The sequence below is a fragment of the Anabaena lutea FACHB-196 genome (assembly GCF_014698305.1).
Lineage (GTDB): Bacteria > Cyanobacteriota > Cyanobacteriia > Cyanobacteriales > Nostocaceae > Anabaena > Anabaena lutea.
Map to the genome: position 1 here is coordinate 1 of NZ_JACJST010000034.1, position 16,701 is coordinate 16,701.

Below are 16,701 nucleotides of genomic sequence, written 5' to 3' on the forward strand. Positions count from 1 at the left end.
AGTAATATTATTTATTTGTTATGTGTAAAATCATTTTTTTGTACGGTAAAGATTTTTTAGTGATGCCTGTTTTTAACTTGGCGATCGCACTTTTTTTGCCCTACCTCACAAAATCGCGTTGCTCCCAGGGACTGTCACCTTTAGCACCTCTGGGGTGAATCCCGCTCAAGGGTTGGTGGAAATACCGCAAAATGTCGTTGATCCTAATACTTTAATTGCAGCTAATCCCTGTACAAGAGGCGCAGGGAGCGAGTTTTCTATCACTGGACGGGGGGGAGTACCACCGAGTCCTAATGATGCTCTGAGCGGTAATTCTCAGCAGTTTGCTTGGGTGGAAGAGAGCAGGGAGCAGGGAGCAGGGGGCAGAGGTCAAGAATTTTCCCAATCACCAATCACCAATTACCCATTACCAGTCCCGGCAAAAAGTTGGGTGATGAATGAAAAGGGGGAAGTAACGCTTTTGGCTGATGAACCTACAGGTCAGTTTTCTCAACGTTCTTGGCGACCTTTATCTAGTTGTACGCCACAGTGAAGAAATAAATATAGCAGTATGCAGTTGAATGAGATACGAACCTATGTGCTGATAAAAGTTGATTATTCATTTCCTGGATAAGCTGTTAAGCAGGTAAATTTGATAATCCTAATATTGTTAAGTCTTGTAGTACGCACATCTTGGACACTAGGTTTATACAAATTAAATGCACAACAGCTTATCAGCATGAGAAATTAGATATTTTGCTGGCAAGTGGAACTATCAATTATCCTTAATTTGTGCCAGCCAGTCTATCTAAAAAAGATAAATTCACAGCTAAATTAATAATACCTTCATTGGTGTTAACATTCTTAATTTCAGCATTATTCAAGGCTACAATGTAAGGCTGATTATTAATCCAACCAATAATCGGACCACCAGAAGAACCTCCGGTTGTGTCGCAATCATGTAACAGTATATCTCTATCTTCCTTCACAATACTGCATCCCTCTTGAAAACCAGCAGTCCAACCAGCACCAGCACTTAAAAACTCATAACCTCTTTTACTGGGATTAGGATAATCACCAGAATAACCAACAAAAGAGAATTTTTTGGGATTATTAATCATCGTTGAAACTGGTAAATTTCTCCAGCCTAAATAACCATATTTTCTACCAATTGGTTTATTTAATCTGACTACTGCCCAATCTTGAGTTTGATTAGTGATTGTATCTGCTGTAAAATCAGTACCATAAATTACTCTTTCTGCAAAAGCAATATCTTGTCTATCAGCAACTTGACCGTTAATTACATTAGGTAAAAAAGCAATTTCTCTACTGAGTTGATGAGTTTTCGGATCAATCACACAATGGGCATTTGTTAACACTAAATTTTCAGCAATTAAAGTACCTGTACAATGATAATTTTTTTCGTCTGTGGTAGTTCCTTGAATCCGACCAATAGCAGACCAAGGATATTCTCTACTTAACATTGGTTCACGGTTATCATAGCCAATAATACCCCGATCTCCAGCATAAGGTTTTTTAGATTGTTTAAAATTACTCGGTTTAAAAGGATTACCAGCAGAAGATAAATTTAATTTACCTGCATTTTCCAATTTTACAAAAGTAGGGGCATTTGTTGGTTTATCTTTAGGTTTACTTTGTGCTTCCACAGATAAACCAGCAGCAGCTACAATTACAGCACTTGCTGTTAATAAAGCAAATAGTCTTTTAGACATGGTAAACACTCCTCATTTGAAATTCTGTAATGTGTGGATTTTCTTAGTAATTTGTATGATGTGTTAGCGTAGCGTAACGCACCATTAATAAGAAAATAAATCTTTGACTTTTTAAGTATAAAATGCCAAGGAATAAATACTGGTGCAGTTACAATTTTTGTAACCAATAATTTTTATATTCTCTCATAATTGTAGGTTGGGTAGAACGCAGTGAAACCCAACAATTATTAATGTTTACAAGAAATGTTGGGCTGTGTGGAAAAGGCATCTTGCCTGTTATAATCATCTACATTATAATGTTTTGGAGATTGATCATCTTCATCAAGAAAAGAAATGTTGGGTTGCGCTGTCGCTTAACCCAACCTACAATGGTTAATTATTAATAACTATTTTTGCCATTCACCTTGCACGGTAAACGCAGCCCAAAAACGGGGATCTTGGGTTTTTTGTTGTTGCCATAATTTTAACTGGGCATTTCTTAAAGCCACAATAGGAGATTTACCTTCTTTCAATACTTGACCAGAAAATTCAGTCATTAATTCTGCTGTTGCTTCATCATTCACTTTCCATAAAGATACGACAACCTTAGCCGCACCTGCATACATGAAACCCCTGGTTAAACCTATTAAACCTTCTCCTTTAACTTCCCCAGCTAAACCTGTTTCACAAGCACTTAATACCACTAATTCCGCAGGTAAATCTAAGTTGAAAATATCATTCAATCTTAAAAATCCTTTTTTCGGGTTTCCTTGTTTATCAAACAATGATAAAACTATGCCAGATAAATCTGGGTTTTCCATGTCAATTAGTCCATGAGTGGCAAAAAGTACCATCTGATATTGATTTAATTTTTCTCTTATGACCCATTCATAATTAGCATCAAAATCAAAGGCTTGGATACTTTCATTATTGGGAACAAGTTTTAAAACTTCCTCTCCTTCTTTACGAGTTCCTGGTAGTCGAGATAATGAACCTCTATTAGCACTAGAACGCCTTAAAGCAGAACGTTCTAAATCTAAATCGGTGGATAAAGCAACTTCTGTTTTACCTGTGACACGGCTATCATTATTACTAAAAACTGGGTCAGCTAATACAGCTAATTTTTTCGGTGCTGTTTTGCGGTTTTTGAGTTTTTCCTGGTGGGTAGCTAAACTGGTGACGGATGGTAAGTTAATGATTTCATGATTGACTAATAATGGTTGATATTTGACCTCTCCCCCTACCCCTCTCCTAGAAGGCGAGGGGAGTAACTCTTGCTCCCCATTCCCTTGCAGGGAAGAGGGTTGGGGGGTTAGGTCAGATAATGCAGCAAAGGGGATTTGATGTAAGATACCATCAGCGACAATTACTAACCGTTTTTTCCCTAATTTATCAGCCACAGGTTTAAGAATTATTTGACTGAGTTCATTAGCTGCTTTAGCTGTTTCTGCTACATATTGGGCGGTTTCCTGGAGTGATGCACCAGCAATGACGGGGGCTTTTAATTTGTCAATTAATGGTTGGGCAACTTTGTTAATATCTGCTTCTTTGGGTAGTTGATAGGTGGTGAAACTGTTATGAGTGACTAACCATAAATAACTATTTTCTGCACCTAATGAATATTGTAATAGGACTGTATCAGGGTCTAGTTGTTGTTGAATTTGGGGTAATGTTAGAGGTTCGGGATATTTTAAGTCTGCGTATTCTTTGTTAGTAGCGCGGAGTTGATTTTTTAGTTCCTTTTGTTGTTGGATGATATTTTGAATTTCTTGCTTAGTGGTTTGGATAATTTCTTCGGGAGGTTTTGGTTTACTCATCAGTTCTGAGAGGAGTTTTTCTTTACCATCTCTCAGGGACAGTAAGCGGGTTTCTTCGGCTAAAAGTTGGGGGTTAATGTCTTTACGGATGTTGATGTTAGCTTCGGTGAGAAGTTCAACTAAACCCCTAGCGCGGGAACGTTCACTAATGTGTAGTGCTTGTGCGTCGTAGCCTTTATTGGGGTTTTGTTTGTGTATCCGCATTAACAGGTCTATGTAGCATTTGTAGCAGCCCTGTTTGGTGGCGAAGTAGGATGTACGTAGTTCTGTGCTGGCTATTTTGGTGCGTAGGTCTTCGATGATGTTGATGGCGGCTTGAATGTTGGTCAGGGCTTCTTGGAGGTTGTTTTGGCTGCTTTGTAGGCTGGCGATGTTAGAGAGAGTAGCGGCTTCTCCATCCCTATCCCCCACTGCACGTGCTAGGGGAAGTGCTTGGTTATAGTATTCCAGTGCTTTCTGCTTTTCTCCCAGGTCGGAGTAGACACTGCCAATATTATTGAGAGTAGTGGCTTCTCCACCCCTATCCCCCACTGCACGTCTGAGGGGAAGTGCTTGGTTATAGTATTCCAGTGCTTTCTGCTTTTCTCCCAGGTCGGAGTAGACAGTGCCAATACCATTGAGAGTAGCGGCTTCTCCACCCCTATCCCCCACTGCACGCATCAGGGGAAGTGTTTGGTTATAGTATTTCAGTGCTTTCTGCTTTTCTCCCAGGTCGGAGTAGACAGCGCCAATACCAGTGAGAATTCTACCCACTGCACGTGCTAGGGGAAGTGCTTGGTTATAGTATTCCAGTGCTTTCTGCTTTTCTCCCAGGTCGGAGTAGACCAAGCCAATATTATTGAGAGTAGCGGCTTCTACATCCCTATACCCCACTGCACGTGCTAGGGGAAGTGCTTGGTTATAGTATTCCAGTGCTTTCTGTCTTTCTCCTAGGTCGGAGTAGACAGTGCCAATATTATTGAGAGTATTGGCTTCTCCACCCCTATCCCCCACTATACGTCTGAGGTCAAGTGCTTGGTTATAGTATTCCAGTGCTTTCTGCTTTTCTCCCAGGGAAGAGTAGACAGTGCCAATATTATTGAGAGTAGTGGCTTCTCCACGCTTATCCGACACCGCATGATACAGGGGAAGTGCTTTGTTCAAGTATTCTAGTGCTTTCTGCTTTTCTCCCAAGGAGTTGTAGACAGTGCCAATATTAGTGAGAGTAGTGGCTTCACCACCCCTATCCGCCACTGCACGATACAGGGGAAGTGCTTGGTTATAGTATTCCAATGCTTTTTGCTTTTCTCCCAGGGAAGAGTAGACAGTGCCAATATTATTGAGAGTATTGGCTTCACCACCCCTATTCTCGACTGCACGTCTGAGGGGAAGTGCTTGGTTATAGTATGCCAGTGCTTTCTGATTTTCTCCCAGGTCGGAGTAGACACTGCCAATATTATAGAGAGTAGTGGCTTCTAGACCCCTATCTCTCACTGCACGTAATAGGGGAAGTGCTTCTTCCCATTTATTAATTGCTTGTAATAAAGATTCCTTTGTACCCTGCTGATAAAGCTGCATTCCTTCTTGAAATAACTTTTTAGCTTTAGCAAGCATGGCTTCCTGTTGTGTTCCTTGCTGTTGTGCTATCTGTAACCCTGTACCTCTTGGCATTGCTCCCACTGAGTCCACCAGTAACACCGCAGTTAGCAACATTGTTAACCCACAACGGCTAAATATCGGTAGCAAACCCCGGTCATTTCCCTGATATTTCATGATTTTGCCTCTATTACTCCTCACTACTTGGATTGTACGAGGGGTAATTTATGATCTGGGGTGCTGTTGCGTTTTTTGTAACAATGTCAGTTAAGGGTGTAGGGTAGGTAAGCAACACTGTGATAAACCATGATCACATATTTGATGTATTATAGCGGTTATCGGTTGTGTAAGATACTTTACTCACATCTTGCACCTTCTCAATAAGGGTGCGGTGGGCAATGCCCACCCTACGCAATAATAAGGGTTGTAGACTTAGATTTTCGCAATAAGATGATGGTGCAAGATATGATTTTAGCCCCTCATTGCAAGCGAGGAGAGAACTATGATGTATCTCATTCAAGTGCATACTGCTATATATTTATTATTCCTGTTTTTCTCCTACGATCTATCTAAGGAAATATCTATTTTTTAATGCTATTTCCACTTGGTTTTATTGATATAGAATAGCGGCATCTTTAAGACCTAATATAAAGATGAGTTCATCAACAATTTTACAAAACATTGACAAACATATTCCCATAGTGGGAGATGTGCATACTAAAAGTCCTATTGCTTACAGAGCAACACGCCTCGCAGTTAGTACAGTTAATGCTGTGCAAATGGCAGTAGCAGAGTCTTATATCAACGGATTAGAAGTACCAGATTCTGTATTGCGATCGCTTTTTGATAGTTGTATGCCCGTGTTATTTAAGTATTTTCCATCCCTCCTTGCACCCTATGAATGGGTATTAACCGAAACTGAGCATACCGCCGAAGGTTCACGGGATTTAATGAAGATTCAGTACGATTTGCCTCAAGCTATGCTGAATCCCATGTTAGGTGATGGAAAACTCATTTATCCTAAATACAGTATGGGATTGTGGGAAAAAGGAGCAGCCAATCTCGAACAATCACAAATACAAATGCTTGATGATGTGATTGAAAAACTAGAGATTAAAGATGGTGATAATATTTTAGATTTTGGTTGCGGTTGGGGTTGCGTAGCAAATTATATTCTTGCCAAATTCCCCAATGTCAAGTTTACAGGAATTAACTTGAGTCACCAGCAATGTGAGTATATGCGTCAGAAAATGCAAGATCCCGAAAGTTACCTTAGTTCCGGTCGTTTTACTCTCTATGAAGGAGATTTAAATGATGCCAAATTTGAGACAAAATTTGACAAAATTCTCTCAATCGGTGTTTTTTGTCATGTAGGTAATTTAACAAAAGCTTTCCAAAAGCTGGCATCTTTTCTCAAGGATAACGGTCGGGTTTTTATTCACATTATCACAGTCCGCACTCCCAATAATATATCTAGCGTTTTCACCCACAAATATATTTTCCCTCATGGACGTTACTGGAAATACGATGCAATTCCCAGCCACAATAAAGACCTCAAAACTATTGATAGATGGTATCTTAATGGCTCTAATTACTCCAAAACCTTTGCTAATTGGCTGAAAAATTTTGATGATTCTCAGGCGATAGTCAAAGATTTAGACTACGGTATTGACTATGCCAAATTTCGCCGAATCTGGCGCTTTTATTTGATTTGGTTTGTTGCTAATTTTGCAAGTTGTGACGGTGAATACAATGGTAATGGACAATATTTAATGGTTCATGCTTAATCAAATTGTCAAAATAGTAAAAGAAATTGACAGTGATTTAATTGACAATCGCAAAAAACTAGCTACTTGACTAAGAACAGATAGTTATTACTTGAGTTTTTCTCGTCTCCACTTGCCTCTAACTAGGCGAATTTCGTCAAAACTGTAGTTTTCACCTAAATAATCTCGAATAGGAGTCAGCGCGATATCACCGAGAACTTCTAAAACTTGCCAAATTTTTTGTTGATGTTCCAAAGTTACTAACTGACTTAAATCTACAGGTTGATTTTTCTCGATTAAATCTGCTAAATGACGGATAATTGTTGTAGGGCGAATATTACGTTTTTGGGCGATTTCTTCAATACTAAAACCCTGCTGATATAATTGAAGTGTTGTTAATTCTGTATCAGAAGGAAAGTTATTAACTGGTGTGTAATTAACTTGATTAGCTGTTGATGGCTGTAAACCTTGTTCTTGACGATAGGCTTGAATTTCTGCTAAAAACTTATCGCCATATTGTGATAATTTGTAACTAACTACGCCATCAAGTTTACCAAGTTCATCTAAAGTTTTCGGTTTGATTTGTGCCATTAATTTTAGGGTGGAATCCTGAAATATCATATAAGGTGGGACAGATTGTTCATCAGCGATTTGTTTACGAAGCGATCGCAATCTGTGCATCAGAATTTCTACCTCTGCGGCTTTGACATTCCCCTCATCGAAGGTAATTTTCTGGGCTACAGGAACCGCAATGGAGACTGGACGCTGTTTTCGCATTACTTCCCAACTCAGGGCGTTAAGCTTCAAAACCGAGTAACCATCGGGGGTTTGTTCTAGTATACCTTGATGTAAAAGCGATCGCCCTAACATTCTCCACTCATCTACAGTTTTATCTTTACCAATCCCGTAAGTAGACAGTTGATCATGTCCGTTTAGGGCAATTTTTTGGTTTTTCGCACCTCGTAACACATCAATAATGTAAAGCATTCCATATCTTTCTTTACATCGTGCTACACAAGATAAAAACTTCATAGCTTCAATTGTCCAATCTTGCATAGGTTTGGGATAACGACAATTATCACAATTCCCGCAATTTCCCGGAAATCTTTCCCCAAAATATCCTAATTGAATTGTGCGTCTACAATCGGTTCCTTCTGCATAATCAATTACTTGTCGCAGTTGCTGTTTAGCTATTAGCTGTTCTTGCGGATCTGTTTTTTGATTAATACTCCATTCAATAGTTTTAATATCACCATAATTGAAAAAAAGTGTACATCTAGAAGGTTCATCATCTCTCCCAGCCCTACCTGATTCTTGATAATAACTTTCTAAATTGCGGGGTAAATCAAAATGAACTACAAACCGCACATCAGGTTTATTAATTCCCATGCCAAAAGCAATTGTTGCCACCATTACCCGCACATCATCCCGAATAAATCGAGTTTGATTTTTTGACCTTTCATCATCACTTAATCCAGCATGATAAGGCAAGGCTGAAACTTTATCATTTTGTAATTTAAAAGTTAGTTCATCAACTTTTTTGCGCGTTAAACAATAGATAATTCCTGAACCTTCATTTTCTCTGACTATTTCTAATAATTCAGCGTAAGCACGTTTACTTTTAGAACGAACTTCATAATAAAGATTTTGACGATTAAAACTGGCAATATGAATACTTGGTTGTTTTAATCCTAATTGTTCAATTATATCAGCCCGGACTCTATCTGTAGCCGTAGCAGTAAGCGCAACAGTAGGTACATCAGGATAACGTTTCCTTAATAATCTTAATTGTCGATATTCTGGGCGAAAATCGTGTCCCCATTCAGAAACACAATGGGCTTCATCAATAGCAAAAGTGGAAATGCCGACTTTTTCTTTAACTACATCTAAAAGCGGCAAAAATCTCTCACTAATCAGACGTTCTGGGGCGACATAGAGCAATTTTACTTTACCATTCATGATCGCTTCTTCACGAGAGCGAACTTTATAGGCGTTGAGACTACTATTGAGAAATGTGGCAGAAATGTTATTATTTCGCAGTGCTTCCACTTGATCTTGCATTAAAGCTATCAACGGTGACACCACCACAGTTAAACCTGGTTTCAGGAGTGCAGGTAATTGAAAGCACAAAGACTTACCTCCACCAGTCGGCATCACTACCATTAAATCCCGATTGTGCAGTGCGTCTTCAATAATTTGTCTTTGTCCGGGACGGAATTGATCATAACCAAAGTGATATTTTAAGGCTTTTTCGAGATTAGGATACTGAAGCATGGTAAATAGCTATGCGGGTGATGCCTGTATGGATAGTTATAAAAATACAGTAGGGAAAAGGGAATAGAAGGTAGGTAGATGAGTAGGTTGTTTTGTAAGCGCAAAGCGCAGGCACTTTCACAAAACTCAAATAAGATTCCTATATCTATTGCAGAATTACATGAAACTGCTACTATAAATGGTAAATTGAATCTTACAGATAGTCAAAAATCCTATTAGATTAAATCTGATAAATGACGAGAATATTTAGCAGAAACTCGGACAATTTATCGTAAATTCAAGAGTTTAAGACCCCTAGGTCTACACTTAGTCTCAGTTGAGTTGGGGTAAGTGTCCCCTACTGCAACGGTCTTCAATTTTTAATTGTTAATTGGTAAGTATTCAGGATAGAGAATACTCCAAGCCAGGAGAATAAAGGCTTTTTTAGTAAACTTTGATGATTTTGATAAAATCTCACTTCTCTCTATTCTTGATTTCATAAGCATTCTGAACCAAAGGTCTGCGAAGCGTCTCCTGACTCCTGAATTCTTACTTTAATTGTGCCATTTATGCCACTGGATAAGATTGCTATAGCAGCAGCAAATCCTAGCAGCGTAGTTAAATATACATTTACTCTTCCGAATCTCACTTTTCCCGACCGGCAATTAACAAAAAGTTTTAAGAATTTGTACTATGTGTACCAACAATTTGATAAATTAATACATAGTTCGCAACAATTATAGGGAAAGAATCACGTTGAGTCACCATCAAGATGCCATTGCCCCCCACGGTGGAGAGTTGGTTAACCGGGTTGCTACACCCGCACAAAAGGAAACATTTCTCTCCAAAGCCGACTTCTTGCCACGAGTTACACTGGATGAGCGAGCCGTTTCTGATTTAGAAATGATTGCAATCGGTGGTTTTAGTCCGCTGACTGGTTTTATGAACCAAGAAGACTACAACCGAGTAGTAGGAGAAATGCGGCTGGCTAACGGTCTTGTCTGGTCAATACCAATTACACTATCTGTAACAGAAGAAGTTGCAGCCCCTTTGATAGAAGGTGGTTTAGTGCGTCTGGATAACCCTGATGGCGAATTTATAGGGGTTTTAGAACTTACCGAAAAGTATACCTACGATAAAAAACGCGAAGCTATCAATGTTTATCGCACTGATGATGCCAAACATCCCGGTGTGCAGGTAGTCTACAATCAAGGTTCTGTGAATCTTGCTGGCGATATCTGGTTATTACAACGTGATTCCCATCCTCATTTTCCCAGCTATCAAATTGATCCCGCCGCTTCACGGGAAATGTTTAAAGAGAAGGGTTGGAAAACTATAGTTGGTTTCCAAACTCGTAACCCTATCCACCGCGCCCATGAATATATTCAAAAGTGCGCCTTAGAAACTGTAGATGGTTTATTTTTACACCCCTTGGTAGGGGCAACAAAAGAGGATGACATCGCCGCTGATGTGCGGATGCGTTGCTATGAAATTTTGATAGAACACTATTACCCTTTAGATAGAGTCATTTTGGCAATTAATCCAGCGGCGATGCGTTATGCTGGGCCAAGGGAAGCAATTTTCCATGCTTTAGTTCGCAAGAATTACGGCTGTACGCATTTTATAGTTGGGCGAGATCATGCTGGAGTAGGTGACTACTACGGCACTTATGATGCTCAACATATATTTGATGAGTTTGCGCCTGAAGAATTGGGCATTGTGCCAATGAAGTTTGAACACGCTTTTTATTGCACACGCACCAAACAAATGGCGACAACTAAAACTAGTCCTAGCAAACCAGAGGAACGGGTTCACCTGTCAGGGACAAAAGTCCGGGAAATGCTACGTCGTGGTGAATTACCCCCACCAGAATTCTCTCGTCCTGAAGTAGCGGCAGAATTGACACGGGCAATGCGTGTTCCAGCAGTATTAGCTTAACACTGTCTTGGAATTATGAAATAGTATAATCAGAAACTTTACTCTACAGACTTCAGCCCTTTAAGCTATTATGCTGATGGGCTGATGGCTGATAGCTAATTATGAAACGGCGTGCGTTTTTAGAACGAATAAGCCGCTTACTGGCGGTATTGGGATTGACTGAGGCTGAGTGGTTGACTTTGGGCGATCGCTATTATCAAGCTTTAGCACAACCTACCTCTCGGAAGTTGGCGTTATTAATAGGCATTAATAAATATCCACATAGTCCCGCCCTTGGTGGTTGTCTGACTGATGTGGAATTGCAAAGGGAACTTTTGATTCACCGTTTTGGCTTTGCAACTTCAGATATTCTCACCTTAACGGAGGAACAAGCCAGCCGAGAATTTATTGAAGCGGCTTTTTTCGATCATTTGGGTAAGCAAGCAAAAGCAGGTGATGTGGTTGTATTCCACTTTAGTGGTTATGGCACTCGTGTGAAATTGGGGACTTTGCCAGAAACTGTGCAGAATGCCATTATCCCAGTTGATGAAAAAAATATCCAAAACAAGCGCGTTGTCAACTATTTATTAGAAGAAACACTTTTATTATTATTGCGATCGCTCCCCTGCGACAAAGTAACCGCAGTGTTAGATACTAGTTACCATGCCCCAACTACATCACAGCCCTCAACTTGGCGAATTCGCACCCGCCCAGAATTACCAGTTGCAAAGTTAGCAGTCGAAGAACTGGAGTTTCTCCAACAACTCAAAACCCAGAACTCAGCCGCCAACAATGCTATTGTCCTCAAAGCCACCTCCGATGAAAATCAGCAAGCTGGAGAATTGCTGTTTTCTGGCTTTAGTGCCGGATTATTTACTTATGCTTTGACTCAATATCTATGGGAAGCTACCCCAGCTACAACTATTCAATTTCTTCTTTCTCATGTGAGTAGTTCTATTTCCAAACTGGGAATTCAACAGCAGCCAGGGTTATTGAGTGAGCAAAAAAATCCTCAAACTGCTTTGATTGTCGATCACCTCCCCCTAGAAAGCACCAGCGCGGAAGGCTTTGTCACAGATGTAGATGAAGACGGTAAAACACTCCAGTTATGGTTAGCTGGCTTACCTCCGCAAATTCTGGAATACTACGGTGTTAATTCTCGATTAACTTTAGCTACTGGAGAAGAACTAATATTAAAGTCACGAACGGGATTAACTGCAAAAGCACAACTATCTCCAGAACCTACTACCACGCCACAAGTAGGACAACTTGTCCAAGAAGCAATCCGCGTATTACCGAGAAATATTAATTTAACCGTAGCCTTAGATACTGAGTTAGAAAGAATTGAGCGGGTAGACGCAACCAGCGCTTTTGCAGCAATTACCCGCATTGCCAACATAGCAGCAGAACAGCCAGCAAATTATGTATTTGGTAAACTGCAACAAACTCCCAGCCGTTATGGTCTTTTTTCTGTTGGTGGTGAACTAATTCTCAATACTGCTGGGGAAGTTGGGGAAGCGGTGAAAGTAGCAGTACAGCGATTAAAACCGCAATTTTCCACTCTGTTAGCTGCAAAGTTATGGCGACTGACAGAAAATGAAGGTTCTTCCCGCTTACCAGTGAAAGGGACTTTAGAGATTATTCACAACATCTCAACACGTGTAGTTATGCAACGGGAAACCGGGCGCAGTCGGAGTGGGGAAACTGCGACTAACAAAGCATTGACTACTCAAGGAAAAGCCATTCCCACCGTTCCCGGCGGGAGTCGAATGCAGTACCGAGTGGAAAATTTGAGCGATCGCTCTATATATTTAATGCTGATAGGGTTAAATAATACTAGAAGTGCGATCGCTTTTTACCCTTGGCAAATCGCCCCTGAAGAAGTCTCAGACACCAAACCTCATTTACAAGAAATAGTTATTGCCCCAGGCCAAACTCGGAGGATACCACAAAATGATGCATCCATCGGCTGGATGCTACCTACACGCGCTCTATTTTGTGAACATCAATTAATTCTCAGCACTTCACCATTCAGCGAAACCCTGGAAGCTTTAAGAACTGCTAAGTATCCTACAGCTGATCAACAGCCCATTAGTCCGTTAGTTAATCCTTTAGAAGTTGCCCAAGCTTTGCTGCAAGACTTGCATAACGCCAGTCAAGTCAAAACTGAAATGAATGGAACTGCTACAGACTCATACATTTTAGATGTGAATAATTGGGCAAGTCTTAATTTTAGTTTTCAAGTACTTTAATGAAGATGTCTGAACATAACTCAGCCAAAATTCAAATACCATGACATACTCACTAGAAGAAATTGCAAGACATAGCAGAATAGCCAAAGAATATCTCGGAGAAATTCCTAAAGAGGAAATACCACAGAGTGAACTATGGGAGGAAATACAGTCCGAAATTCTTACAAACTACAGTGAACAGTTAAAAGTGCTTGGAATCAATCTTTGTGACTCAGAGTTAATAGTTGCAATCAATTACGCCATCTGCCTAGAAGATGCCATTATCCGAACGCTGCAACGCGCAAAGTATGGGTTTGAAAGTGAAGTTCATGCTCACAATTACTTTGTAGCCGCAGTTAAGGAAGGTTGGAAACCAATCTGGTAAGTGGTTAATTTATATGATGTCCGGCAAATTATCCATAATAAAAAATTTCTCAGCATCCTTATGTCAAGGATAATTAGGGCTTGCTTAATAATGCTAAAACTTAGATATATCAAGAGTTTGAAGGTGAAAAAGGTGAATCAGGTGCAAGGAATAAGCTCTGAAACTAGAAAAAACCTATCACTTGAACAGATTCAAGACGATTCTTGTCTTCTTTTAATTCTTCCTCCTGAACCGATAGCGCAGCTTGGCGTAAGCCATAGGTCTGCGAAGCGTCTCCTGACGGATGTATTCTGACTCCTAGCCCATGACTTACGTCACGCTGCGCGAACACAGATAACTTTTTCAGCAAACCCTAATTATGGATATTTAACCGGACATGATATTACTACAAATACTTGTTCAACAACAAACCCAACTTCTCCTTAGTCGCTGCCGGTGCTTTATCTAAATTCGTCAAAATCGCATACTTTAATGCCGAATGTGCATCACTAGCAGGCGGATTTTCAGTTAATCGCTTCACAGTCTCTTGGATTACCTTTTGAGCATTTACCGCATTTTTATGTAAATTACCAATCACCATCTCTACCGTGACACTATCATGATCTGGATGCCAACAATCATAATCTGTCACCAACGCTAAAGTTGCATAAGCAATTTCCGCTTCTCTGGCTAACTTGGCTTCAGGTAAATTTGTCATCCCAATTACCGTTGCACCCCAACTACGATAAAGATTCGATTCCGCCTTTGTAGAAAATGCCGGCCCTTCCATGCACACGTAAGTACCGCCCCGGTGCAGACTCACATCTGGTAAATTTAAAGAAGCGTTACCTTCGGTCAGCGTAGCTATCGCATCAGCAACCACACTAGCCAAATTTTTACAAATCGGCTCACCAAAAGTGATATGTGCCACAATTCCTTCACCAAAAAACGTAGAAATTCGATTTTTTGTTCGATCAATAAACTGATCTGGTACTACCATATCTAGTGGTTTCGCTTCTTCTTTCAAAGAACCAACTGCACTAGCTGAAATTAAGTACTCCACACCCAATTGCTTCATTGCATAAATATTGGCGCGAAATGGCAACTCGGAAGGTAATAACGTATGATTACGACCATGCCGAGCTAAGAAAGCAACTCTAGTTTCTCCCAGTGTACCTAAAATTAAAGCATCTGATGGTGAACCAAAGGGAGTCTGTACCTCTAATTCTTCCACATCTTTAAGGCTCTCCATTTTGTATAAACCACTGCCACCTATAATACCTATTTGTGCTATTGTCATACTATCAAGTTTGTTAATTCTTTAAAGTGCTAAGTTATTTTACCGAAAATTTGCCGAGTACAAAGCTACCAAGTAGTAATTAGCTAACTTTTTTTGTTTAAGTAAAGCTACCAATGGCAACTTAGTCAAATTTTGTTATTGTGCAATTAATTAAGTATGAAAATTATATTAAGGCGTGGTAAAAAATATGCAATTTACAGATAAATCACCCCAAAGTAACTTAGAGGCGATCTTGGAACGCATATTTAGTAATCGCCGAATTACACGTCAAGATCAATATATAATGATGTCTAACCTTTTACATGGGGAAGGCTTAAGCGATTATGATATGAAGCAAATTAATAAAGTATTTGATGCCTTAAAAAGAGGACTAATTAAGGTAGTAGATTAAGGGGATGAATGCACAAGTCTCAATTCATACTACCTGGGGCGGAATTTAAAATTCAAAATTTACAATTTAAAAAGCAGATTACACAAGCTTTTCAGGAATTTTTAACTAGTTCCGTGGGTTTAAGTCCCCCAGTTCTATAAATAAGCAGGTTTTGTCTTGGAGTTAAATCCCCATTACGAATTACGAATTACGAATTACGAATTACGAATTACGAATTATTTTAACTCTCCCCAATCTCCTGTACCCAAAATCTCTCAACTTTCGCTAAATTAGAAAAAGGTACACTTAAAGGAATTTTCAATGTCAGCACAACTGTTACTGGTAGATGATGAACCAGGATTGCGGGAAGCCGTGAAAGAGTATTTACAAGAAAGCGGTTTCAGTGTTCAAACTGCCAGTAACGCCCGTGAAGGTTGGGACTTGATGCAGCAAAATACACCAGATTTGGTGATTTCTGATATCATGATGCCCCAAGTAGATGGTTATCAGTTTCTCAAACAACTGCGAGATGACCCCCGCTTTCAAGCAATGCCTGTAGTATTTTTAACTGCTAAAGGCATGACAGGCGATCGCATTCAAGGCTACCAAGCTGGTGTTGACGCTTATCTACCCAAGCCCTTCGATCCTGATGAATTAGTGGCAATTATCGAAAACTTGCTGATCCGTCGCTCTGCTCAAGCACCAGCAGCAAGTGAAGATGGAGAAAACATGGATATTGCCAAATTAGCCCAGGAAATTTCCAAAATTAAAGATTTGTTAAGTCCCCGAACAGCAATTTCTTACTCCCCACCACCGTTCAAAATCGATTTGACTCCCAGAGAGCAAAGCGTTTTAAACTTAGTAGCAGAAGGATTGATGAACAAAGAAATCGCTCGACGCTTAGAAACCAGCGTTCGCAATGTCGAAAAATATGTCAGCCGTTTATTTAGTAAAACCGGCACTAATAGTCGTACAGAGTTAGTTCGTTTTGCTTTAGAACATGGATTGGCTAATTAAGCCGATGGAATTAAATCAAACCATGTTCAGCAATGTAAAATTATCATAATTCACTTCTTAGTAAGGGCTAAAGCCCTTATTCATTGATAATTTTTGTATTCCATATCGGTTTTTAATCCAAAAAAACTTTGTTTTTGGCGTTACCCTTTGATCAAAAAATTGGGAAGATGCACCCTGCGAAGTTTGCTAACAATAGATAATATGTGGGTTCTTATCATGGAAGCGGAACCCTCCTATATGTTGAAATTTATCGGAAAATAAACTTTCAACAACTCTAACCTAAATTTGAAGCAAGGGATGACTTCCTTAAGTAGACATCCATGTATGTTGGTAGCGCACTATTATTAAGGGCTGATGTAGATACTTGCTTAAACTTCCCTGAGGTGATTTTCTCACTTGT

The 16,701-nt window shown here is 39.8% G+C and carries 12 protein-coding genes; 8 read left to right on the forward strand and 4 right to left on the reverse strand.

What is annotated here, in order from left to right; translation table 11 throughout:
- The first annotated feature begins 20 nt into the window (after window positions 1-20).
- Window positions 21-158 carry a hypothetical protein gene (locus tag H6G59_RS24625; protein WP_190719878.1) on the forward strand — a complete coding sequence of 46 codons (138 nt, stop codon included), beginning with the start codon at window positions 21-23 and terminating at the stop codon, window positions 156-158.
- A complete protein-coding gene (locus H6G59_RS24630; RefSeq protein WP_190719881.1) occupies window positions 155-532 on the forward strand; it encodes an S-layer family protein in 378 nt (125 codons plus the stop codon). Before H6G59_RS24625 ends, H6G59_RS24630 begins: the two co-directional genes overlap by 4 nt.
- Before the next feature lie 232 nt (window positions 533-764).
- On the opposite strand, the gene H6G59_RS24635 is transcribed toward H6G59_RS24630, so the two are convergent.
- Window positions 765-1,712, reverse strand: a complete 948-nt coding sequence (locus tag H6G59_RS24635; RefSeq protein ID WP_190719884.1) for a trypsin-like serine peptidase — start codon at window positions 1,710-1,712, stop codon at window positions 765-767.
- 386 nt (window positions 1,713-2,098) lie between these two features.
- Window positions 2,099-5,260, reverse strand: coding sequence for a CHAT domain-containing protein (locus H6G59_RS24640; RefSeq protein WP_190719887.1), 3,162 nt, complete (start codon window positions 5,258-5,260; stop codon window positions 2,099-2,101).
- A gap of 476 nt (window positions 5,261-5,736) precedes the next feature.
- On the opposite strand from H6G59_RS24640, the gene H6G59_RS24645 reads away from it, so the two are divergent.
- The gene (locus H6G59_RS24645) at window positions 5,737-6,870 is read left to right on the forward strand and encodes an SAM-dependent methyltransferase (RefSeq protein WP_190719890.1); all 1,134 of its coding nucleotides are present in this window, start codon (window positions 5,737-5,739) and stop codon (window positions 6,868-6,870) included.
- Between the two features lie 87 nt (window positions 6,871-6,957).
- Here H6G59_RS24645 and recQ read toward each other — a convergent pair whose 3' ends face one another.
- Entirely contained in the window at window positions 6,958-9,123 is a 2,166-nt protein-coding gene (gene recQ / locus H6G59_RS24650; protein ID WP_190719894.1) for a DNA helicase RecQ, read from the reverse strand.
- A gap of 735 nt (window positions 9,124-9,858) precedes the next feature.
- On the opposite strand from recQ, the gene sat reads away from it, so the two are divergent.
- The 3 genes from sat (at window position 9,859) to H6G59_RS24665 (ending at window position 13,635) form a co-directional block, all read left to right on the forward strand.
- Complete coding sequence (gene sat, locus H6G59_RS24655) at window positions 9,859-11,040, forward strand: sulfate adenylyltransferase (protein WP_190719897.1); 1,182 nt, start codon at window positions 9,859-9,861, stop codon at window positions 11,038-11,040.
- Between the two features lie 101 nt (window positions 11,041-11,141).
- Window positions 11,142-13,271: a caspase family protein gene (locus H6G59_RS24660; protein ID WP_190719900.1), complete on the forward strand. Its 2,130-nt coding sequence runs from the start codon at window positions 11,142-11,144 to the stop codon at window positions 13,269-13,271.
- Between the two features lie 40 nt (window positions 13,272-13,311).
- Window positions 13,312-13,635, forward strand: a complete 324-nt coding sequence (locus tag H6G59_RS24665) for a hypothetical protein (protein ID WP_190719904.1) — start codon at window positions 13,312-13,314, stop codon at window positions 13,633-13,635.
- A 385-nt stretch (window positions 13,636-14,020) separates the two neighbouring features.
- Here H6G59_RS24665 and H6G59_RS24670 read toward each other — a convergent pair whose 3' ends face one another.
- Window positions 14,021-14,914 (reverse strand): S-methyl-5'-thioadenosine phosphorylase, encoded by an 894-nt coding sequence (locus H6G59_RS24670; RefSeq protein WP_190719908.1) that lies wholly within the window; start codon window positions 14,912-14,914, stop codon window positions 14,021-14,023.
- 187 nt (window positions 14,915-15,101) lie between these two features.
- On the opposite strand from H6G59_RS24670, the gene H6G59_RS24675 reads away from it, so the two are divergent.
- Window positions 15,102-15,305, forward strand: coding sequence for a hypothetical protein (locus H6G59_RS24675; RefSeq protein ID WP_190719911.1), 204 nt, complete (start codon window positions 15,102-15,104; stop codon window positions 15,303-15,305).
- Window positions 15,306-15,605: 300 nt separating this feature from the next.
- Window positions 15,606-16,301 (forward strand): response regulator transcription factor, encoded by a 696-nt coding sequence (locus tag H6G59_RS24680; RefSeq protein ID WP_190719914.1) that lies wholly within the window; start codon window positions 15,606-15,608, stop codon window positions 16,299-16,301.
- The last annotated feature ends 400 nt before the right edge of the window (window positions 16,302-16,701 follow it).